The organism is Streptomyces yokosukanensis (genome assembly GCF_001514035.1).
In the GTDB taxonomy this organism is placed as follows: Bacteria; Actinomycetota; Actinomycetes; order Streptomycetales; family Streptomycetaceae; genus Streptomyces; species Streptomyces yokosukanensis.
Window position 1 is genome coordinate 258,575 of the sequence record NZ_KQ948208.1, and the last position, 19,233, is coordinate 277,807.

The 19,233-nt window shown below is 70.9% G+C and carries 20 protein-coding genes; 14 read left to right on the top strand and 6 right to left on the bottom strand.

Annotated elements, in window-relative coordinates; translation table 11 throughout:
- The 3 genes from AQI95_RS07785 to truA all read left to right on the top strand — a co-directional run.
- Positions 1 to 655: DNA-directed RNA polymerase subunit alpha (locus AQI95_RS07785; RefSeq protein ID WP_167361932.1), on the top strand; the 655-nt coding region annotated here is incomplete at its 5' end.
- 157 nt (positions 656 to 812) lie between these two features.
- Positions 813 to 1,307 (top strand): 50S ribosomal protein L17, encoded by a 495-nt coding sequence (gene rplQ, locus AQI95_RS07790; protein WP_067119450.1) that lies wholly within the window; start codon positions 813 to 815, stop codon positions 1,305 to 1,307.
- A gap of 74 nt (positions 1,308 to 1,381) precedes the next feature.
- Positions 1,382 to 2,239: a tRNA pseudouridine(38-40) synthase TruA gene (truA, locus tag AQI95_RS07795; protein ID WP_067119451.1), complete on the top strand. Its 858-nt coding sequence runs from the start codon at positions 1,382 to 1,384 to the stop codon at positions 2,237 to 2,239.
- Position 2,240: 1 nt separating this feature from the next.
- Here the strand turns inward: truA and AQI95_RS07800 are convergent, their stop codons facing one another.
- Positions 2,241 to 3,122: a diacylglycerol kinase family protein gene (locus AQI95_RS07800; protein ID WP_067119452.1), complete on the bottom strand. Its 882-nt coding sequence runs from the start codon at positions 3,120 to 3,122 to the stop codon at positions 2,241 to 2,243.
- A 298-nt stretch (positions 3,123 to 3,420) separates the two neighbouring features.
- Between AQI95_RS07800 and rplM the strand changes: the two genes are divergently transcribed.
- From rplM to glmM, 3 genes are all read left to right on the top strand, one after another.
- Positions 3,421 to 3,864 carry a 50S ribosomal protein L13 gene (gene rplM, locus AQI95_RS07805; RefSeq protein WP_004927173.1) on the top strand — a complete coding sequence of 148 codons (444 nt, stop codon included), beginning with the start codon at positions 3,421 to 3,423 and terminating at the stop codon, positions 3,862 to 3,864.
- Positions 3,865 to 3,906: 42 nt separating this feature from the next.
- Entirely contained in the window at positions 3,907 to 4,422 is a 516-nt protein-coding gene (gene rpsI, locus AQI95_RS07810; protein WP_067119454.1) for a 30S ribosomal protein S9, read from the top strand.
- 205 nt (positions 4,423 to 4,627) lie between these two features.
- Positions 4,628 to 5,986: a phosphoglucosamine mutase gene (glmM, locus tag AQI95_RS07815; protein WP_067119456.1), complete on the top strand. Its 1,359-nt coding sequence runs from the start codon at positions 4,628 to 4,630 to the stop codon at positions 5,984 to 5,986.
- A gap of 80 nt (positions 5,987 to 6,066) precedes the next feature.
- Here the strand turns inward: glmM and AQI95_RS07820 are convergent, their stop codons facing one another.
- The 3 genes from AQI95_RS07820 to AQI95_RS07830 form a co-directional block, all read right to left on the bottom strand.
- Entirely contained in the window at positions 6,067 to 6,996 is a 930-nt protein-coding gene (locus AQI95_RS07820) for a DUF389 domain-containing protein (protein ID WP_067119457.1), read from the bottom strand.
- Between the two features lie 44 nt (positions 6,997 to 7,040).
- The gene (coaA, locus tag AQI95_RS07825) at positions 7,041 to 8,009 is read right to left on the bottom strand and encodes a type I pantothenate kinase (protein ID WP_067119460.1); all 969 of its coding nucleotides are present in this window, start codon (positions 8,007 to 8,009) and stop codon (positions 7,041 to 7,043) included.
- A gap of 118 nt (positions 8,010 to 8,127) precedes the next feature.
- Positions 8,128 to 8,712: a TetR/AcrR family transcriptional regulator gene (locus tag AQI95_RS07830; protein ID WP_067119462.1), complete on the bottom strand. Its 585-nt coding sequence runs from the start codon at positions 8,710 to 8,712 to the stop codon at positions 8,128 to 8,130.
- Between the two features lie 106 nt (positions 8,713 to 8,818).
- On the opposite strand from AQI95_RS07830, the gene AQI95_RS07835 reads away from it, so the two are divergent.
- The 7 genes from AQI95_RS07835 to glmS all read left to right on the top strand — a co-directional run bounded on the left by AQI95_RS07835 (position 8,819) and on the right by glmS (position 17,424).
- Positions 8,819 to 10,069 carry an MFS transporter gene (locus AQI95_RS07835; protein ID WP_208614100.1) on the top strand — a complete coding sequence of 417 codons (1,251 nt, stop codon included), beginning with the start codon at positions 8,819 to 8,821 and terminating at the stop codon, positions 10,067 to 10,069.
- A 536-nt stretch (positions 10,070 to 10,605) separates the two neighbouring features.
- On the top strand, positions 10,606 to 10,803 hold the full coding sequence (locus AQI95_RS07840) for a hypothetical protein (protein ID WP_067119471.1): 198 nt from the start codon (positions 10,606 to 10,608) through the stop codon (positions 10,801 to 10,803).
- Positions 10,804 to 10,887: 84 nt separating this feature from the next.
- The gene (locus AQI95_RS07845) at positions 10,888 to 11,892 is read left to right on the top strand and encodes an NAD-dependent epimerase/dehydratase family protein (protein ID WP_067119474.1); all 1,005 of its coding nucleotides are present in this window, start codon (positions 10,888 to 10,890) and stop codon (positions 11,890 to 11,892) included.
- Positions 11,893 to 11,897: 5 nt separating this feature from the next.
- Positions 11,898 to 13,175, top strand: coding sequence for a glycosyltransferase family 4 protein (locus AQI95_RS07850; RefSeq protein ID WP_079071121.1), 1,278 nt, complete (start codon positions 11,898 to 11,900; stop codon positions 13,173 to 13,175).
- A 16-nt stretch (positions 13,176 to 13,191) separates the two neighbouring features.
- A complete protein-coding gene (locus AQI95_RS07855) occupies positions 13,192 to 14,130 on the top strand; it encodes a class I SAM-dependent methyltransferase (RefSeq protein ID WP_067119480.1) in 939 nt (312 codons plus the stop codon).
- Positions 14,127 to 15,398 carry an aminotransferase class V-fold PLP-dependent enzyme gene (locus tag AQI95_RS07860; protein WP_067119484.1) on the top strand — a complete coding sequence of 424 codons (1,272 nt, stop codon included), beginning with the start codon at positions 14,127 to 14,129 and terminating at the stop codon, positions 15,396 to 15,398. Before AQI95_RS07855 ends, AQI95_RS07860 begins: the two co-directional genes overlap by 4 nt.
- Positions 15,399 to 15,576: 178 nt before the next feature.
- Positions 15,577 to 17,424, top strand: coding sequence for a glutamine--fructose-6-phosphate transaminase (isomerizing) (glmS, locus tag AQI95_RS07865; protein ID WP_079071122.1), 1,848 nt, complete (start codon positions 15,577 to 15,579; stop codon positions 17,422 to 17,424).
- An 81-nt stretch (positions 17,425 to 17,505) separates the two neighbouring features.
- Here glmS and AQI95_RS07870 read toward each other — a convergent pair whose 3' ends face one another.
- A complete protein-coding gene (locus AQI95_RS07870; protein WP_067119490.1) occupies positions 17,506 to 17,856 on the bottom strand; it encodes a hypothetical protein in 351 nt (116 codons plus the stop codon).
- 121 nt (positions 17,857 to 17,977) lie between these two features.
- Positions 17,978 to 18,757, bottom strand: coding sequence for an SDR family NAD(P)-dependent oxidoreductase (locus AQI95_RS07875; RefSeq protein ID WP_067119493.1), 780 nt, complete (start codon positions 18,755 to 18,757; stop codon positions 17,978 to 17,980).
- 81 nt (positions 18,758 to 18,838) lie between these two features.
- On the opposite strand from AQI95_RS07875, the gene AQI95_RS07880 reads away from it, so the two are divergent.
- On the top strand, positions 18,839 to 19,210 hold the full coding sequence (locus tag AQI95_RS07880; RefSeq protein ID WP_067119496.1) for a holo-ACP synthase: 372 nt from the start codon (positions 18,839 to 18,841) through the stop codon (positions 19,208 to 19,210).
- Positions 19,211 to 19,233: the final 23 nt, after the last annotated feature.

Genomic DNA, 19,233 nt, shown 5'->3' on the forward strand with positions numbered 1-19,233 from the left:
CGTCCTCGCCACGCTCAACGGCAAGGGCAAGCTGGAGATGGAGCTGACCGTCGAGCGCGGTCGCGGCTACGTCTCCGCCGTGCAGAACAAGCAGGCGGGCCAGGAGATCGGCCGTATCCCGGTCGACTCCATCTACTCGCCGGTCCTCAAGGTCACGTACAAGGTCGAGGCCACGCGTGTCGAGCAGCGCACCGACTTCGACAAGCTGATCGTCGACGTCGAGACGAAGCAGGCCATGCGTCCGCGTGACGCCATGGCGTCGGCCGGCAAGACCCTGGTCGAGCTGTTCGGTCTCGCCCGCGAGCTGAACATCGACGCCGAGGGCATCGACATGGGTCCGTCCCCGACGGACGCCGCCCTCGCCGCCGACCTGGCGCTGCCGATCGAGGAGCTGGAGCTCACGGTCCGCTCCTACAACTGCCTCAAGCGCGAGGGCATCCACTCCGTGGGTGAGCTGGTCGCGCGCTCCGAGGCGGACCTGCTGGACATCCGCAACTTCGGTGCGAAGTCCATCGACGAGGTCAAGGCGAAGCTGGCCGGCATGGGCCTGGCCCTGAAGGACAGCCCGCCCGGATTCGACCCCACCGCCGCGGTGGACGCGTTCGGCGCGGACGACGACGCGGATGCCGGTTTCGTCGAGACCGAGCAGTACTGAGCGCTCCGCGAGGAGAGCCGCAGTTCCCCGCGCCCCTTCGAGGGCGCGGACCCTCCGGGTGTCTGAAAGGGCACCCGGATCTTCGACGAGCAACCGCTCGCTCGGATACTGACTCCGGTACCTGACACGGCCGGGGCAGAGACACAGGAGAAGAAGAATGCCGAAGCCCACCAAGGGTGCCCGTCTGGGCGGCAGCGCCGCGCACGAGAAGCTGCTTCTCGCGAACCTCGCGAAGGCGCTGTTCGAGCACGGCCGCATCACCACCACCGAGGCGAAGGCTCGTCGCCTGCGCCCGTACGCCGAGCGTCTGGTCACCAAGGCGAAGAAGGGCGACCTTCACAACCGCCGTCAGGTGCTCCAGGTCATCACGGACAAGGGCATCGTCCACACGCTCTTCACCGAGATCGGCCCGCGGTACGAGAACCGTCCCGGTGGCTACACCCGCATCACCAAGATCGGTAACCGCCGTGGCGACAACGCGCCCATGGCCGTCATCGAGCTGGTCGAGGCGCTGACCGTGCAGCAGAACGCCGTGGGTGAGGCCGAGGCCGCCACCAAGCGTGCGGTCAAGGAGGCCGACGAGGCCAAGGCTGCGGAGACCACCGAGGCTCCGGCCGAGGAGGCCGCTGCCGAGGAGTCGAAGGACGCCTGAGGCTCTGCCTGACTCGGGAAGCGGGTTCGCCCTTCGGGGCGGGCCCGCTTTCGCGTACTTGAGAGGATTGCCACGTGAGTGACGAAGTACAGCCCGGTCACGTCCGCATCCGCCTCGACCTCTCCTACGACGGCGCCGACTTCCACGGCTGGGCCAAGCAGGCCGGCGGCAGGCGGACCGTGCAGGGGGAGATCGAGGACGCGCTGCGCACGGTGACGCGTACGAAGGACACGACGTACGAGCTGACCGTCGCCGGGCGGACCGACGCTGGCGTCCACGCGCGCGGCCAGGTGGCCCACGTCGACCTGCCGGCCGAGCTGTGGGCGGAGCACCGCGGGAAGCTGCTCAAGCGGCTCGCCGGGCGACTGGCGAAGGACGTGCGGGTGTGGCGGCTCACGGAGGCGCCGGAGGGCTTCAACGCGCGGTTCTCGGCGATCTGGCGGCGGTACGCGTACCGGGTGACCGACGACCCCGGGGGAGTCGACCCCCTGCTGCGGGGCCACGTCCTCTGGCACGACTGGCCGCTCGACGTCGAGGCCATGAACGAGGCCGCGCGGCGTCTGGTCGGCGAGCACGACTTCGCCGCCTACTGCAAGAAGCGCGAGGGGGCCACCACGATCCGGACCCTTCAGGAGCTGAGCCTCGTGCGCGGGTCCGACGGGGTCGTCACCGCCACCGTGCGCGCCGACGCGTTCTGCCACAACATGGTGCGCTCGCTGATCGGGGCGCTGCTGTTCGTCGGGGACGGGCACCGCGGGCCGGAGTGGCCCGGGAAGGTGCTGGCCGCGGGGGTGCGGGACTCCGCCGTGCATGTCGTACGGCCGCACGGGCTGACCCTGGAGGAGGTCGGCTACCCCGCCGACGAGCTGCTGGCCGCGCGCAACAAGGAGGCGCGGAACAAGCGCTCGCTTCCGTCGGCGGGGTGCTGCTGAGCTACTGGTTCGCCGCCGCGGACGCCTGGGCCTGGCCGCGGCGGTAGATCTGGTTGAAGATGAACTGCTGCAGATCGTCGCCGACGCGGAAGACCTTCGTGTCCTTGTCGGTGACGTTCTTGCCGTCGAGGAAGCCGCCGGTCGTGAAGTACGTGTAGCGGCCGACGGCGTTCGAGGTCGTCAGGCAGACCGCGGCGTCGCAGAAGTTCTTGACGCCCTTGCCGGGCAGGGAGCGCACCATGGCCTTCTTGGCGGCCTGCGTCTTGACCTTCGCGGCCTGTGCCTGGTCGGGGAAGACGGCGACGCCGACGGTGATCGCGATCCCGTGGCCGTTGCTGTAGGTGGCGCGGATCAGGCGGGTGCAGCCGTTGGCGGTGAGGATCTTCGGCAGCTTGCCGTCGGCGGCCGTGGCGCAGCTCGTGGTGTCGGCCGTCGCGCCCTTCTTGTACACCGTGTCGCCCATGGTCAGCTGTGTGCCCGGGAAGAGGCTCGCGGCGCTGAGCGGGGCGGTGTCCTTCTTGGCGCTGGATATGAAGTCCTTCGGGTCCAGCGGCGGCGGGGCGCTGGTGGGCGCGAAGGACGGCGTGGCCGAGCCGTTCGGCACGGAGGCGCTGGCGGGCAGGTTGGTGGGGGTGCCGTGGGCACTGTCGTTGCCGCCCGCGGAGACGACGGCCATGGCGACGGCCGTGCCGACGGCGACCGTGGCGACGGCGCCGCCGCCGATGAACAGCAGCTTGCGGCGCTTGTTCCGGGTCTCCGAGGCCTGGGCGAGCGCGGCCCAGTCCGGTGTCCCGTCCTCACCGCCGCTGCTCCAGGGCTGCTGCTGGCTCTGCGGTTTCCAGGGATCCCACTGAGACTGGGGTCCCCCCTGCCCGTAACTCATGGGGCGCATCTTAGACGGGCGCCGGGGGGTGCCGGAGTGCGTCGGTCGGCATGCCTCGTTTGTCCGGCGTGCGTCCGTCGGCATGCCTCGTTTTGACCCGTCCCGGTCCGCCCGGGTACTCTGCTTCTTCGTTGTGTATTGGCTTGCTCATTCTCACGGGACGGGCCCTTACACCGGTCCGCCGGGCCGATGACCAGCGATCAGCACGCGGTTTGCGTCACCGCGGTGCGGTCAAGGCTGTCGTGATCGTTTCGGTGACCTGTTCAGGACCATTCACTCGAAGCGAAGGCTACGAACCGTGCGTACGTACAGCCCCAAGCCCGGCGATGTGACGCGCCAGTGGCACGTCATCGACGCCCAGGACGTTGTCCTGGGTCGTCTCGCCAGCACCGCCGCCTCCATTCTCCGGGGCAAGCACAAGCCGATCTACGCGCCCCACGTCGACACCGGTGACTTCGTCATCATCATCAACGCCGACAAGGTGCACCTGTCCGGCAACAAGCGGACCCAGAAGATGGCGTACCGCCACTCCGGCTACCCGGGTGGTCTGCGCTCCGTCCGTTACGACGAGCTGCTCGACAAGAACCCCGAGAAGGCCATCGAGAAGGCCGTCAAGGGCATGCTCCCCAAGAACACCCTGGGCCGTCAGATGCTCTCCAAGCTGAAGGTCTACTCGGGCGACCAGCACCCGCACGCTGCCCAGCAGCCGGTGCCGTTCGAGATCACCCAGGTCGCGCAGTAAGTCCGGCCACCCCCTAAGACTGAAGAGAATCTGAGGAGAATCGTGGCCGAGACCACTGCCGAGCAGCCGATCGAAGAGATCGAAGACATCGAGAGCTACACCACCGAGTCCGAGGTTCCGGTGGAGGGCGAGTACACCTCCGAGTCCCTCGGCTCGCGCTTCGGTGAGCCCCAGCCCGCCGCCGGCCTGGGCCGTCGCAAGAACGCCATCGCCCGCGTCCGGATCGTTCCGGGCACCGGCAAGTGGAAGATCAACGGTCGCACCCTCGAGGACTACTTCCCGAACAAGGTGCACCAGCAGGAAGTCAACGAGCCCTTCAAGGTGCTCGAGCTCGAGGGTCGTTACGACGTCGTCGCCCGCATCGCGGGTGGCGGTGTCTCCGGTCAGGCCGGTGCGCTCCGTCTCGGTGTCGCCCGTGCGCTGAACGAGGCGGACGTCGACAACAACCGCGGCCCGCTGAAGAAGGCCGGCTTCCTGCGCCGCGACGACCGCGCGGTCGAGCGGAAGAAGGCCGGTCTGAAGAAGGCCCGCAAGGCTCCGCAGTACAGCAAGCGTTAAGCTCCGCTGCCTGCTCGTACGTATGACGGGCTCCGGCCCCTACGTACTCCGAACGCCCCGGCGGCACGCCACATGTGCCGTCGGGGCGTTCGTTTATCCCGGCCAAGGGCGTATAACGACACAAGACGCTCAAAGGCTGGTGTGATCGGATGACCCGGCGTCTGCCACCATGCATGGCAGCAAGGACGCTTCCTCAGGAGGACAAGTGGGACGACTCTTCGGTACGGACGGCGTGCGCGGTGTCGCCAACGCGGACCTGACGGCCGAGATGGCGCTCGGCCTGTCCGTGGCGGCGGCCCACGTGCTGGCCGAGGCGGGCACCTTCGAGGGCCACCGGCCGACGGCGGTGGTCGGACGGGACCCGCGGGCGTCCGGGGAGTTCCTGGAGGCGGCCGTGGTGGCGGGCCTGGCCAGCGCGGGCGTGGACGTACTGAAGGTCGGTGTGCTGCCCACACCGGCGGTGGCCCATCTGACCGGCGCGCTCGGCGCAGACCTGGGCGTGATGCTCTCCGCCAGCCACAACGCCATGCCGGACAACGGCATCAAGTTCTTCGCCCGTGGCGGCCACAAGCTCGCCGACGAGCTGGAGGACAGGATCGAGGCGGTGTACGAGTCCCACCGGCACGGTGAGCCGTGGGAGCGGCCGACGGGCGCGGGCGTGGGGCGCGTGCGCTCCTACGACGAGGGCTTCGAGCAGTACGTCGGCCACCTGCTGTCCGTCCTGCCCAACCGGCTCGACGGGCTGAAGATCGTCCTGGACGAAGCGCACGGCGCGGCCTCGGGGGTCTCGCCGGAGGCGTTCTCCCGGGCGGGCGCCGAGATCGTCACGATCGGCGCGGCGCCGGACGGGCTCAACATCAACGACGGCTGCGGCTCGACCCACCTCGACCAGCTGAAGGCCGCGGTCCTCGAACACGGCGCGGACTTCGGTGTCGCGCACGACGGCGATGCCGACCGCTGCCTGGCCGTGGACCACACCGGCGAGGACATCGACGGCGACCAGATCCTGTCGGTGCTGGCGCTGGCCATGCGGGAGCGCTCGGCGCTGCGCGAGGACACCGTGGTGGCGACCGTGATGTCCAACCTCGGGTTCAAGCTGGCGATGGAGCGGGCCGGGATCCGGCTGGTGCAGACGGCCGTCGGTGACCGGTATGTGCTCGAGGAGATGAAGGAGCACGGGTTCGCCCTCGGCGGCGAGCAGTCCGGGCATGTGATCATCCTCGATCACGCGACGACCGGTGACGGCACGCTGACCGGCCTGCTGCTGGCGGCGCGGGTCGCCGAGACGGGTCGTACGCTGCGGGAGCTGGCGTCGGTGATGGAGCGGCTGCCGCAGGTGCTGATCAATGTGCCGGACGTGGACAAGTCGCGCGTGCGTACGTCGGCCGATCTCGCCACCGCCGTCGCCGAGGCGGAGCGGGAACTCGGAGAGACCGGTCGGGTGCTGCTCCGTCCCTCGGGTACCGAGCCGCTGGTGCGGGTGATGGTCGAGGCCGCGGACATCGAGCAGGCGCGCAGTGTCGCCGGGCGGCTTGCCGATGCCGTGAAGTCGGCGCTGGGGTAGTCGCCGGGTTCGAGGGGCCGGGACCTGTGTGCCGTGGACTGCGGGTTCGTCGCAGTTGATCGCGCGGTTCCCCGCGCCCCTCAGGCTGCCTGCCGTTGCCGCTTCCAGAAGTACTTCTGGGCCAGCAGCGTGAGCGTCGCCGCCAGGACGATCCCCACCAGGTTCAGCAGGAGCTGGATCGTCGAGCCCGAGGCCTGGCGGTACTCGGTGTAGGTGAAGGCGACCGCCGCGTTGGCGGCTGCCGGGATCGTGGTCACCGAGATCGCCACGCCGACCAGGGCGCCGGACTTCGCCGACGTCAGGGAGAGCATGCCCGCGATGCCGGCGAGGACCGCGACGACGAAGGAGAAGGCGTCGGGGCGGTAGATGAAGTTGGTGTTGGGGCGCCCGGCTTCCAGCTGGATCTTGGTGAACAGGCCGACGCCGTCCATGAAGTAGGTGAAGCCGACCGTCGCCGTCATCGCCACGGCGAAGCCCACGAGCAGCGCGGTCAGCGAGCGCAGCGCGAGCCGGGGGCGGCGCTGCACCAGGGCTGTGCTGAAACCGGCCAGCGGGCCGAACTCCGGGCCCACCGCCATCGCGCCCACGATCAGGATCGCGTTGTCCAGGACCACACCGCAGGCCGCGATCATCGTGGCCAGGGTGATGAAGGCGACGTAGGTGATCGACAGGGTCGACTCCTCGTGGGTGGCGTCGGCCAGGCCCTCCCAGAGCACCGCGTCCGCGGCCTCGCCCGGCGCCTCCTCCTCGGCCTTGTCGGCGCGCCGGGACAGTGTGAGGTCGATGTCCTCCACGGCGATCGAGCCGGTCTCGTCCAGCCCCAACCGGCGCAGCCCGCCGATGAGTTCGTCCCCCGCCTCGCGCGCCACGTCGCACATCACGACGTCCCCGACGGGGTTGCGGGCGGCTGCGGGCAGGACGACGAGATGGGCGGTGCCGACCGTCGTCTCGATCAGCCGCACCACCTCGTCCGTCTTCTCGGCAGGGGTGATCAGGCGCAGATGCAGCATGACGCCTTTCTAACAGGCGTCTTCGGCGGACGCCCCAAAACGGCTCAGAGCTTGCGCAGGCGGAGCCGCTGCACCTTGTGGTCGGGGCCCTTGCGCACCACCAGGGTGGCTCGGCCGCGGGTGGGGGCGATGTTCTCGACCAGATTGGGTTTGTTGATCGTGCGCCACAGGGCGCGGGCGTAGTCGAGGGCCTCTTCCTCGGAGACCTGGGTGTACTTGCGGAAGTACGAGTCGGGGTTCTGGAAGGCCGTCTGGCGCAGCTTCTTGAAGCGGTTGAGGTACCAGCGCTCGATGTCCTCGGCGCTCGCGTCGACGTACACGCTGAAGTCGAAGTAGTCGACGAGGCCGACCCGGGTGCGGCCGTCCTTGCCGGGCAGGGCGGGCTGCAGGACGTTCAGGCCCTCGACGATCAGGATGTCGGGGCGGCGGACCGTGAGCTTCTCGTCCGGGACGATGTCGTAGATGAGGTGGGAGTAGACGGGGGCCGTGACCTCGTCCTTGCCCGCCTTGATGTCGGCGACGAAACGGGTGAGGGCCCGGCGGTCGTAGGACTCGGGGAACCCTTTGCGCGACATGAGGCCGCGGGTCTCCAGTTCCCGGGTGGGCAGGAGGAAGCCGTCCGTCGTGACCAGTTCCACCCGCGGGTGCTCGGGCCAGCGCGAGAGCAGGGCCTGCAGGAGGCGGGCGACGGTGGACTTGCCCACGGCCACCGAGCCGGCCACGCCTATGACGAACGGGGTGCCGGACTGGGAGCCCTGCTCACCGAGGAAGGTGTTCAGGGCGCCTCTGAGGCCGTCGGTGGCACCGACGTAGAGATTGAGGAGCCGGGAGAGCGGGAGGTAGATGTCCCGCACCTCGTCCAGGTCGATCACATCGCCCAGACCGCGCAGCTTCTCCACCTCCTCGGCGGTGAGCGGCAGCGGCGTCTTGTCGCGCAGCGCGCTCCACTCGGCACGGGTGAGGTCGACGTAGGGAGTCGCCTCCGGCCTGTGCCGGTGGGCGCTCCGGGGCATCGGGGAGACCGGTGAGATCACATTCCATTGTTAACGGAGTTTGAACTCGGTGGTGGGTGGGGTCCGTCACGCGGCCGCGGGACGCGACTTCGCCACGAGGCCGCCTCATGCGGCGCTCTCACGAGGCTCTGCCCACCTGTGCGTCGATCCAGGCGCACAGGGCGTCCAGGGCCGTCTCGACGCGCTCGCGGTCGCCGGTGATCAGCAGGTCGGCCTGGAGGCTGGAGAAGGCGCTGTTGAGGAGGGTCGCGCAGGTCAGCGCGGCCTCGTCGGACAGGCCGCGGTGGACCAGGCAGGAGGCGACGAACTCGGCCCGGCCGCGCACGAAGCCGGGGTGCGGGAGGGTGAGCCGGCCGGCCGCGGCGAGGCCCTCGATCTCCCGGATGAGCCGGGTCATGTCGCGTTCCTCGGGGCCGAGGTTGCGGTGCCAGGCGGAGCGGACGACCTCGCTGACCGGGACCGCCGGGTCGTCCCAGCCGGTGGTGGCGCGCAGGGCCTTGTGCTGTCGCTCGTCCAGCCGTTGGAGCACGGCGGTGAGCAGGGCGTTCTTGTCGGCGAAGTGGTGGGTCAGGACCCGGGTGCTCTGGCCCAGCCCCTCGGCCAGCGTGCGCAGCGAGAAGGAGCCGATGCCGGTGCGGGCGAGTTGCCCGATCACGGCGTCGGTCACCTCGCGGCGGCGTTCTGGGCTGGCGGGCCTCGGCATGGGCGGCGGCTCCTGGTGAACTCCCGGCCCGCGGCCGGTCGCTGACGGTGTTCAGGGCGTTCACTCTCGCACACGAGATGAGGGAAACGAGTGTTACCCTAACGAAGTGACCGCCATCACGACCCCTTCGTCGTCCTCCTTCCGGCGCCCCGTCTGGCTCTACGCCCTGACCGTCGCCGCCTTCGCCGTGCAGACCGACGACTTCGTGATCGTCGGTGTGCTCCGGTCGATCGCGGACGGCACCGGCCGCTCCGAGACCGCCGCGGGACAGCTGGTCACGGTGTACTCGCTGGTGTACGCCCTCGCGGCGCCGGCGTGGTCGCTGCTGCTCGACCGCGTCGCCCGGCGTACGGCGCTCCTCGCGGCGCTCGCCGTCTTCTGCGCGGCGAATTTCGCCGCGCTGTTCGTCGGCGGCTCCTTCCCGGCGCTGATGGTCCTGCGGGCCGTGGCCGCGCTCGCGGCGGCGGTGGTGCTGCCCGCCGCGCTGGCCGCCGCGAGCACCCAGGCGCCGCCGGAGCAGCAGGGTCGTTATCTGGCCACCGTGATGACCGGGCTGACCGGTGCCGTCCTGCTCGGTGTCCCGGCCGGCACCTGGGTCGGGGCGGCCCTGGGCTGGCAGGCCACCTTCGCCTTCGGCGGGCTGCTGGGGCTGGCCGCCCTGGCGTGGGCCGCGGTCCTGCTCCCGGTGGCGGAGCGCGCCACGGAGCACCGCACCGTCGGCGACCTGATCCGGCCGCTGCTGCACGGCGCGGTGGCCGCGGTCCTCGTCGTCACCGTCCTCACGGTCGCCGGCAACCTCGCCTTCCAGACGTACCTCCAGCCCTTCCTGTCCGGCCTCGCCGGAGTCTCCCCGCGCTCCCTCGCCGTGCTTCTGGTCTGCTCGGGCGCCGGCGGCATCCTCGGCACGCAGTACGCCGGTCGGCTGGTCGACCGCTGGGCGCCGCTGCGCGCCTTCGTCCTGGCGAGCTGTGCCTTCTGCGCCGCCCTGGTCGCCTTCGCCCTGCTGTGGGTGGTGCGGCCGGTACCGGTGGCCGTGGTCGCGGTGCTGTTGATGGTCTGGTCGGCGGCCGCCTGGGCGGTGCCGCCCAGCATCCAGGCGCTGATGCTCGCCCGCGCCGGCACCCGCGCCGCCGGCCAGGCCGTGGCCGTCCACAGCAGTTCGGTGTACGCGGGAGCGGCGCTGGGCGGTGTCCTGGGCGGGCTCGTCATCGCGCTCCGCCCGGGGCTGCTGCCGATGGCCGCCGCGTTCTCGGTGCTGGTCGCGCTCGCGCTGACCCTGGCGACCCGTACCCGTACGGCCCCGCGGGCGAGGGCCGTGGGCGGACCGGAGCGGGAACGGGTCCAGGGGCCGCGGTGAACCGCCCGGCCGGTTGCTCCACGGCGTCCATCGGGGGTGATGTCTCTGCTGTCTCTGCTGCCTCTGCTGTGAACGGTGCGGCCGATATGGCCGATGCGCTTGCAGGATCGTTCGTCCGCCGCGGCATCGCGCGTTCCTCTTGCGGCCGTCGCTTTCGCCCGTGGCGTTCGTCCAGGGAAAGGGAACAGCCGGGAAAGCTGGAATGGAGGCCGGGGGGTAACTGAAGAGGGTGAGGTTTTGAATCGTCGTGCCGAGGAATCCGAAGAGGGCGGCACGACGTACTTCGGCATGCCTTTCTTTTATCGAATCTGACGCTCACAAGCCTCCCTCACCTGCTATTTTACCCTCCTGTTGACTTCGCTGAGGCTCCAGTGAAGCAGCGGGGTTTCGTGTGCGCAATGCCGTATGACAAATGTCGGCGCATTGGCCAAAGGTGCGCTGTGGGTGGCTGTCTGATTAGGTCCATTGACGCCCGTCTGTGGCATGGGCAAACTGGCCCTCGGATCGGGGTATTGCCTCATTCTGAGGGATATTCCATGTCCGGATTGGAGACCGTCATGCAGAATTCCTGGCTGCCCGAGCGTCCCCAGTGGGCGCCCGTCGCCACGGCCTGGCTGCCCGAGCGTCCGCAGTGGGCGCCGGCCGGGTCCGCCTGGCTCCCGGAGCGTCCGCAGTGGGCGCCGCAGGACATGCCGGCGGAGGCGGACTACTACCAGCTGGTCCCGCTCGCGTGACCACCCGCACCGGGCGCAGCCCTCGCCCCCCCGGGCGGCGGCTGCGCCCACTCCAGGCACGCCACCCCGCACCCGAGGAGAGCTATGACGCCCAAGAACCTCCTGGTCACCGGAGGCGCCGGCTTCATCGGCCGGAACATGATCCGGGGCTTGCTCGATGACGGCCACACCGTCACCTCCGTCGACAACTTCAAGATCGGCGGCCGCCGGCACATCCCCGGGGACCTGCGCGACCATGTGGAGTGGCTGGAGGGCGACACCCGTGATCTGCCCCTGCTGACCGAGCTGATGAAGGGCCGCGACGCCGTCGTCCACCTCGCCGCACCCTCCTCCTTCCTCATGTACGAGGAGGACCCCGTGGACGGCGCCTCGGTCACCGTGCACGGCTTCCTGAACGTCTTGGAGACGATGCGCCGCGCCGACGTCGGCAAACTCGTCTACGCCAGCACCAGCGCGGTCTACGAGGGCAACCCGGTGCCGTACTCCGAGACCATGGGGCTGCGACCACCGGACCTGAAGGCCCTGTCGAAGAAGTGGAACGAGGAGGTGGCCCGCCAGTACGCGGAGCGCTACGGCCTCGTCGCCCTCGGCCTGCGCCCCTTCAGCGTCTACGGCCACGACGAGTTCAGCAAGGGTGGCTACGCCAACGTCATCTCCCTGTTCGCGTGGGCGGTGTTGAACGGCGTCACCCCGGTCGTGTGGGGCGACGGCAGCCAGACCCGCGACTTCATCTACGTGGAGGACGCCGGCCGCGCCTTCCGCACGGCCCTCGAAGCCGACCTGCCCACCCATGAGTTCAACGTCGGCACGGGCATCGAGACCAGCTTCAACGACATCCTCGCCATGATCGGTGAGGAGGTCGGCAGCCTCCTCGAACGCGAGTACGTCGACGTCCCCATCGCGATCTACGCCCAGCGGCTGTGGGCCGATGTGGACCGCGCGAGCCGGGTCCTCGGCTTCCGGCACGAGATCGACGTGCGCGAGGGCGTGCGACGGGTGGTCGCGGCGGCGCGCCGGGCGCAGGAGTCCGGGCAGTGGCCCGCGCTGAAGGACGCGCAGATGTACTTCGAGTCGCTGCCCGCGAGTTGACGCCGATGCCCAGAGTGCTCGCGCTGACCGACTCCCCGCAGGACGTGCGCCGCTTCTGCCCCGCAGGGGACACGCTGCTGTTCCGGATCCGGCTGCTGCCGCCCGAGGAGCACACCTACGAGCGGTTCGAGGAGATCTACCGGGCGCTGAAGGCGTCCTGCGACCTGTCCCAGGTGGACGTGGTCGTCGCGGAGTACGTCGAGTCGCTCCCGCTGCTGCACTTCATGCGGCGCGACGGATACCGGCCGCCGGCGCTGATGATCCCGCACACCAACCCCTACCCCCTGCACATCCTGCTCTACTTCCTCCTCGTGGCCGCCCGTCCGCACCCCGCCGACCTGGTCGTCTGCGGCTCCCGCAACGCCGAGCGGGCCTACCGCCACATCACCGGGATCCCGGCCGAGAACATCTGCACCTTCGGCATCAAGGACATCTACCGCCCCCGCGACCGCGCCGCGAGCCGGGCCGCGCTCGGACTGCCCGAGCAGGGCCGGCTGCTGCTGTACACCGGGCGGTTCATGAACGACAAGGGGCTGCACGCGCTGCTGTCCGGCTACCACCTGCTGCGCGCCGAGGACCCCGAAGTCCTGCTCACCATGTCCGTCACCCACATCGACCCGCCCTACTTCAACCGGCTGGCCCCGCTGATGCGGGACGTCGTCCTCTTCCACCGGCTGGAGAAGGAGCGCACGGCCGATCTGTACAACGCGGCCGACGTGTTCGTCTCCGGTGCGACGAGCGTCTTCGAGACCTACGGCAAGTCGCCGCTGGAGGCGCTGGCCTGCGGGGTGCCGGCCGTCGTACCGCGCTGGGACGGATTTCCGTACTTCATCGGCGACGGCAACGGCGGACTCGTCGACGTCGACTACCTCGACCGTCCGCACACCAGCCCCTACGAGTTCGCGCGGATGCGGGAGGACGACTTCGCCGCCGTCGTACGCCGTGTGCTCGACCGGCGTGCGCCGCTTCCCGCGCAGGTGCCGGACTGGGCCCGTTACGAGCACACGATGAAGGTGCTGCCCGGGGTCCTGGAGCGGATGGCGGCGGCCGGGCCCGCCGCGCCGGGCGAGCCGTGCCCGTCCCTCGGCTCCGACCGGCTGCCGGTGCCGGTGCGGGCGGTCCTCGACCGCTACGGCCTCGCCGTACCCGGCGCCGAGGACCCGCTGGCCCGGGCCGACCGGCTCGGGCTGCTCACCGGCCGCGAGCCGGGCGAGCGGGAGCTGCTGCGCGACCTCCACCACGAGATCTTCGGCGCCATGGACGCCGAGCGGGAACGGGTCTGAGGGAGCCGTGACAGCCATGGAGCAGGACATCCACGACCACCGGGCCCGCCGGGCCGTCCGGGAGACCCGGGACCTCTTCGACGACGTGGCGGGCGTCTACGACCGCACCGGCGTGGCGTTCTTCGGCCCCGTCGGGGAGCGCCTCGTGCGGCTCGCGGCGCTGCGCCGGGGCGAGGCGGTGCTCGACATCGGCTGCGGGCGCGGTGCCGTGCTGTTCCCCGCCGCACGGGCCCTCGGAACGGGCGGCACCGCGACCGGCATCGACATCTCCGCCGCCATGGTCGAGGCCACCCGGGCCGAGGCCCGGGCCGCCGGGCTGGACACCGTCGGTGTCCTGGTCGGCGACGGCCAGGCACCGGGCTTCCCGCCCGGCACCTTCGACGCGGTCACCGGCGGCATGAGCGTGCACATGCTCCCCGACCCGGCCGCCGCCTTCCGTGCCTACCGCCGGCTGCTGCGGCCGGGCGGACGCCTCGCGCTGTCCGCCCCGGCCACCGTCCACCGGCCCGAGCCCGAGGTGTTCGGGCTGCGCAGCATCGCCCGTGCCGCGGCCGCGTACGCCGGCGGCAGCGGTGTCTACCCCTACGGAGAGCCCTTCGGCGGCGCGCGCCACGCCCGCGCGGCCCTGCTCGGCGCGGGCTTCGCCGAGGTGGAGATCCACCAGGAGACCGCGTACATCACCGCCCGCACGGCCGGACAGTTCCTGCGCTGGACCCGGACCCACGGGATGCGCCGGCTGTGGGAGCGGATCCCGCCGGACCGGTGCCCCGGCATCGAAGAGGCCATCGGCGCCGAGGCCCAGGCCCGCAGCGCGGCCGCCGACCGCATCGCCCTGCGCGTCCCGGTGACGTACGTCATCGCCCGCACACCACCGGGCCCACCCACCCCTCCCCCTGACCCCCTTGATACGGCCGATCCGGCCGAGCCGGACGTCTTCGCACCGGAGGAGCAATGACCGTGCAGCGCATCGACGGCGGACCGGGCATCGTGCCGCCACGGCCCGTGCCCGCGCCCCTGTGGGAGTGGGCGCGGGAGCAGTTCGAGCTGGACCCCGGCTACGTCCATCTCGCGCTGTCGATGCTGGCACCGCACCCCCGGCCCGTCCGCGAGGCGGTCGAACGGCACCGGCGCGCTCTGGACCGCAACCCCGCCCACCACTTCCACCAGCGTGACAGCCAGGTCCGCCAGGTCCTCGACAAGGCGGCCGGCTATCTGCGCACCAGCCCCGACTCCCTGGCGCTCACCGAGTCGACGACCGCCGGTCTGGCCGTCGTCCACACCGGGATGCGGCTCGCACCCGGCGACGAGATCCTGAGCACCGAGCACGAGCACTACGCCGCGTTGGAGCTGCTGCGCTTCAAGGCGGCGGCGAGCGGCGCCGTCCAGCGCTCGATCCGGCTCTACGACCACGCGCCCGCGGCCACCGCCGAGGAGATCACCGACGCGGTCGCCCGCGGACTGCGCGACACCACCCGGGTGCTGGCCCTGACCTGGGTCCACTCCGGGACCGGCGTGAAGCTGCCGCTGGCCCGCATCGGCGAGGTTGTCGCGCGGGCCAACCTGGGCCGACCGCCGGAGCGGCGGATCCTCGTCTGCGTGGACGCCGTACACGGCCTGGGTGTGGAGGACTTCGAGGTCGAGCGGCTCGGCTGCGACTTCTTCGCCGCCGGCTGCCACAAATGGTTCTTCGGCCCCCGCGGGACCGGACTGGTCTGGGGCAGCGACCAGGGCTGGGCGGCCGTGGAGCCGACCGTCACCTCCTTCGATGTGGAGGTCTTCTGGCCCTGGTACCTGGGCCGCGTCCCGGACGGCGAGGCGCCGCGCGCCCGGCTGTGCACGCCGGGCGGCTTCCCCGCCTTCGAACACCGGTGGGCGCTCGCGGAGGCCTTCGACTTCCAGACGGCGCTCGGCAAGGCCCGGGTGGCCGCCCGGATCGCCGAACTCACCGCCTACTGCCATGCCCGGCTCAGCGAGCTGACCGGGGTCCGGGTGCGCACCCCGGCCGATCCGGCGATGCGCTCGGGCATGGTCTGCTTCGACGTGACCGGCCGCGATCCCGCCCTCGTCGTGGCCGCGCTGGAACGGGACCGGATCATGGCCGGCCAGACGCCGTACCGCGACAGCGCCGTCCGGTTCGCGCCCGGCGTGCTGAACTCCGCCGACGACATCGACCGCGCCGTCGACGCCCTGGAGCGGATCGTGCGCGAGGAGGCCCGCCGATGACGCGGCCACTGCCCCGGCGCGCGCCCCTGCCCGGTCGAACGCACCGTCGCGCTCCGCGCGTTGCCGCGCCGCCGGCGCGAGTTCCGGGCCCGTCGGCCGTTCGTATGGCTGTGGGAATTTCTGAATTCGGGCAGGATGAAGCGTTTTCCGGCGCCGATTGAGTCGTAGGCTGCGGCTCATGTGCGGAATCGTGGGATACGTAGGGTCGCAGTCGGCGCTCGATGTGGTGATGGCCGGACTGAAGCGACTGGAGTACCGGGGTTACGACTCGGCGGGCGTCGCCGTGCTCGCCGACGGCGGGCTGGCGGCGGCGAAGAAGGCCGGCAAGCTGGTCAACCTGGAGAAGGAACTGGTCGAACGGCCGCTGCCGACGGGGGCCACCGGCATCGGCCACACCCGCTGGGCCACGCACGGCGGCCCCACGGACGCCAACGCCCACCCCCATCTCGACAACGCGGGCCGGGTCGCCGTCGTCCACAACGGCATCATCGAGAACTTCGCGGTCCTGCGCGGCGAACTCGCCGAGCGCGGCCACGAGCTGACCTCCGAGACGGACACCGAGGTCGTCGCCCATCTGCTCGCCGAGGAGTTCTCGGCGACCGCCGACCTGGCGGAGGCCATGCGGCTGGTGTGCCGGCGGCTGGAGGGCGCGTTCACGCTGGTCGCGGTGCACGCCGACGAGCCGGACGTGGTCGTGGGCGCCCGCCGCAACTCGCCGCTCGTGGTCGGCGTCGGTGAGGGCGAGGCGTTCCTCGCCTCGGACGTCGCCGCGTTCATCGCCCACACCCGCTCGGCGATCGAACTGGGCCAGGACCAGGTCGTTCAGCTGCGCCGGGACGGCGTCACGGTGACGGGCTTCGACGGCCGCCCGGCCGAGGTGCACCGCTACCACGTGGACTGGGACGCCTCCGCCGCCGAGAAGGGCGGCTACGACTACTTCATGCTCAAGGAGATCGCCGAGCAGCCCAAGGCGGTCGCCGACACGCTGCTCGGCCGCATCGACCCGTCCGGTTCCCTCACCCTGGACGAGGTCCGGATCTCCCCGTCCGAGCTGCGCGAGATCGACAAGGTCGTCATCGTCGCCTGCGGTACGGCCTTCCACGCCGGGCTGATCGCCAAATACGCCATCGAGCACTGGACGCGCATCCCCTGCGAGGTGGAGCTGGCCAGCGAGTTCCGCTACCGGGACCCGATCCTGGACGGCCGCTCCCTGGTGATCGCCATCTCCCAGTCCGGCGAGACCATGGACACCCTGATGGCGCTGCGCCACGCCCGCGAGCAGGGCTCGAAGGTGCTCGCCATCTGCAACACCAACGGCTCGACCATCCCGCGCGAGTCGGACGCCGTGCTGTACACGCACGCCGGTCCGGAGGTCGCCGTCGCCTCCACCAAGGCGTTCCTGACCCAGCTGGTGGCCTGCTACCTGGTGGCGCTGTATCTGGGCCAGGTCCGGGGCACCAAGTGGGGCGACGAGATCCAGGCCGTCATCAAGGACCTCTCCAGGATCTCGGTGGAGGTCGAGCGGGTCCTGGAGACGATGGAGCCGGTACGGGCCCTGGCCCGCACGCTCGCGTCGAAGAACACGGTGCTGTTCCTCGGCCGGCACGTGGGCTACCCGGTGGCCCTGGAAGGCGCCCTGAAGCTCAAGGAACTCGCCTACATGCACGCCGAGGGCTTCGCGGCGGGCGAGCTGAAGCACGGTCCGATCGCGCTGATCGAGGAGGACGTGCCGGTGGTGGTCGTCGTACCGTCCGCGCGCGGACGCTCGGTACTGCACGACAAGATCGTCTCCAACATCCAGGAGATCCGGGCCCGCGGGGCGCGCACGATCGTGATCGCCGAGGAGGGCGACGAGGCGGTCGTCCCCTACGCCGACCACCTGATCCGTGTCCCGGCCACCCCGACCCTGCTGCAGCCGCTGGTGGCGACGGTCCCCCTCCAGGTCTTTGCCTGCGAACTGGCCACCGCCCGCGGCAACGAGGTGGACCAGCCGCGGAACCTGGCGAAGTCCGTGACGGTGGAATAGGAGAAGGGGAACAGAAGAAGGGGAACAGGAGAAGGGGCGAACGGCACACCGCCGTCCGCCCCTTGCCGACCGGTCAGCCGGCTACCACTTGATGCAGGTCGCGGGGACCCAGCCGGTCTTCTTGTCGCCGCCGTACAGCCACATGTTGCTGGTCTTGCCGCAGGCCTTGTACGAGCCGCCCTTGTAGGCCTTGCCGTCGTTGCACAGGCCGCCCTTCTTGCCCTTGCCCCAGATGCCGATGGCCGTGGCGGTCGTCTTCGGCGAGGTGCGGACGTTGACGGTCTCCTTGGCCGGCACGTTCACGATCGACCTGCTGCAGTCCTGCGGCGGGTTGGCCGCGGCGGCGGTGCCGGCGGTGGCGACGACGCCGGTGAGGGCCGTGCCGATGAGGGCGGCGGTGGTGAGCGCGGTGCCCAGAGACTTCAACTTCAAGACTGTGTCCTCCCGTTACGTGCGATAGTGCCCCGTCGCAGGGCGGGGCACCGGTCGCGGGGAAGACTACTGGTGCCGGGAATTTGCCGTGATCTTGGGGTGGCCCTGGGCCCGCTTTTGCTCAGTGGACCGAGAAGCCCCCGTCGACACGGATCGACTGGCCCGTCACATAGGCGGAGGCGCGGCTCGCGAGGAAGACGGCCGCACCCTCGAAGTCCTCGGCGAGACCGTTGCGTCCGGTCATCGTGCGCGCGGCCAGCGCCGCCACCTTCTCCGGGTCGGAGGACAACTGCCGGTTGAGCGCGGTCATCACGAAGCCCGGCACCAGGGTGTTGGCGGTGACGCCGTACGGCGACCAGGCCTCGGCCTGCGAGCGGGCCAGCGACTCCAGCGCACCCTTGGAGACGCCGTAGGCCCCGCTCTTCACGAAGGCGCGGTGGGCCTGCTGGGAGCTGATGTGGATGATCCGGCCGAAGCCCCGCTCCGCCATGCCGGGCCCGAACCGCTGCCCCAGCAGGAACGGCGCGTCCAGGTTCACGGCCATGGTGGTGTCCCACACGTCCTCGCCCAGCTCGCCCATCGGCGGGCGCACATTGATCCCGGCGCAGTTGACGAGGATGTCGGGCTCGCCGAAGACACCGGCCGCCTCCTCGGCCGCCCCGCGCACACCGTCGCGGGTGCCCAGATCGGCCGCGACCCAGGCGGCCCGGCAGCCCTCGGCGGTCAACTCTTGGACGGTCTCCTCCAGTTGCCGCTCGGTGCGGGCCACGATCACCACGCTCGCGCCGGCTCGGGCCAGCGCCCCGGTGATGGCCCGGCCGATGCCGGAGCTGCCTCCGGTCACCACGGCGACACGGCCGTCCAGCGAGAACAGGTCGGAGAGATAAGCCTGGGACGTCATGAGTGGGAGCGTAGGCGGCACGTACGCGGCTCGGCAGGGGGTTTCGGCAGGTGGGACGGGTCCGACCGTAGGCTGCCCGGCATGAGCATCATCGGAGTGGGGATCGATGTCGCCGAGATCGACCGCTTTCGCGCGTCGCTGGAGCGGACGCCCGGGATGGCCGAGCGGCTGTTCGTGGAGCGGGAACTGCTGCTGCCCAGCGGGGAGCGGCGCGGGATCGCCTCGCTCGCGGCCCGGTTCGCCGCCAAGGAGGCGCTGGCCAAGGCGTTGGGGGCGCCGCCCGGACTGCACTGGACCGACGCCGAGGTGTACGTCGAGGGCAGCGGGCAGCCCCGGCTGCGGGTGACGGGCACCGTGGCCGCGCGGGCCGCGGAACTGGGCGTGCGCTCCTGGCACGTCTCGCTCAGCCATGACGCGGGCGTCGCCTCGGCCGTGGTGGTCGCCGAGGGCTGAGCGGCGGCGCCCGGGGTGTGGGC

Bases quoted from the DNA above. Each gene is read 5' to 3' on its own strand.
- rplQ (WP_067119450.1), top strand. From the start codon at position 813: ATGCCGAAGCCCACCAAGGGTGCCCGTCTGGGCGGCAGCGCCGCGCAC.
- AQI95_RS07800 (WP_067119452.1), bottom strand. From the start codon at position 3,122: ATGAGTTACGGGCAGGGGGGACCCCAGTCTCAGTGGGATCCCTGGAAA.
- AQI95_RS07820 (WP_067119457.1), bottom strand. From the start codon at position 6,996: ATGCTGCATCTGCGCCTGATCACCCCTGCCGAGAAGACGGACGAGGTG.
- coaA (WP_067119460.1), bottom strand. From the start codon at position 8,009: ATGCCCCGGAGCGCCCACCGGCACAGGCCGGAGGCGACTCCCTACGTC.
- AQI95_RS07830 (WP_067119462.1), bottom strand. From the start codon at position 8,712: ATGCCGAGGCCCGCCAGCCCAGAACGCCGCCGCGAGGTGACCGACGCC.
- AQI95_RS07840 (WP_067119471.1), top strand. From the start codon at position 10,606: ATGTCCGGATTGGAGACCGTCATGCAGAATTCCTGGCTGCCCGAGCGT.
- AQI95_RS07845 (WP_067119474.1), top strand. From the start codon at position 10,888: ATGACGCCCAAGAACCTCCTGGTCACCGGAGGCGCCGGCTTCATCGGC.
- AQI95_RS07850 (WP_079071121.1), top strand. From the start codon at position 11,898: ATGCCCAGAGTGCTCGCGCTGACCGACTCCCCGCAGGACGTGCGCCGC.
- AQI95_RS07855 (WP_067119480.1), top strand. From the start codon at position 13,192: ATGGAGCAGGACATCCACGACCACCGGGCCCGCCGGGCCGTCCGGGAG.
- AQI95_RS07860 (WP_067119484.1), top strand. From the start codon at position 14,127: ATGACCGTGCAGCGCATCGACGGCGGACCGGGCATCGTGCCGCCACGG.
- glmS (WP_079071122.1), top strand. From the start codon at position 15,577: ATGTGCGGAATCGTGGGATACGTAGGGTCGCAGTCGGCGCTCGATGTG.
- AQI95_RS07875 (WP_067119493.1), bottom strand. From the start codon at position 18,757: ATGACGTCCCAGGCTTATCTCTCCGACCTGTTCTCGCTGGACGGCCGT.
- AQI95_RS07880 (WP_067119496.1), top strand. From the start codon at position 18,839: ATGAGCATCATCGGAGTGGGGATCGATGTCGCCGAGATCGACCGCTTT.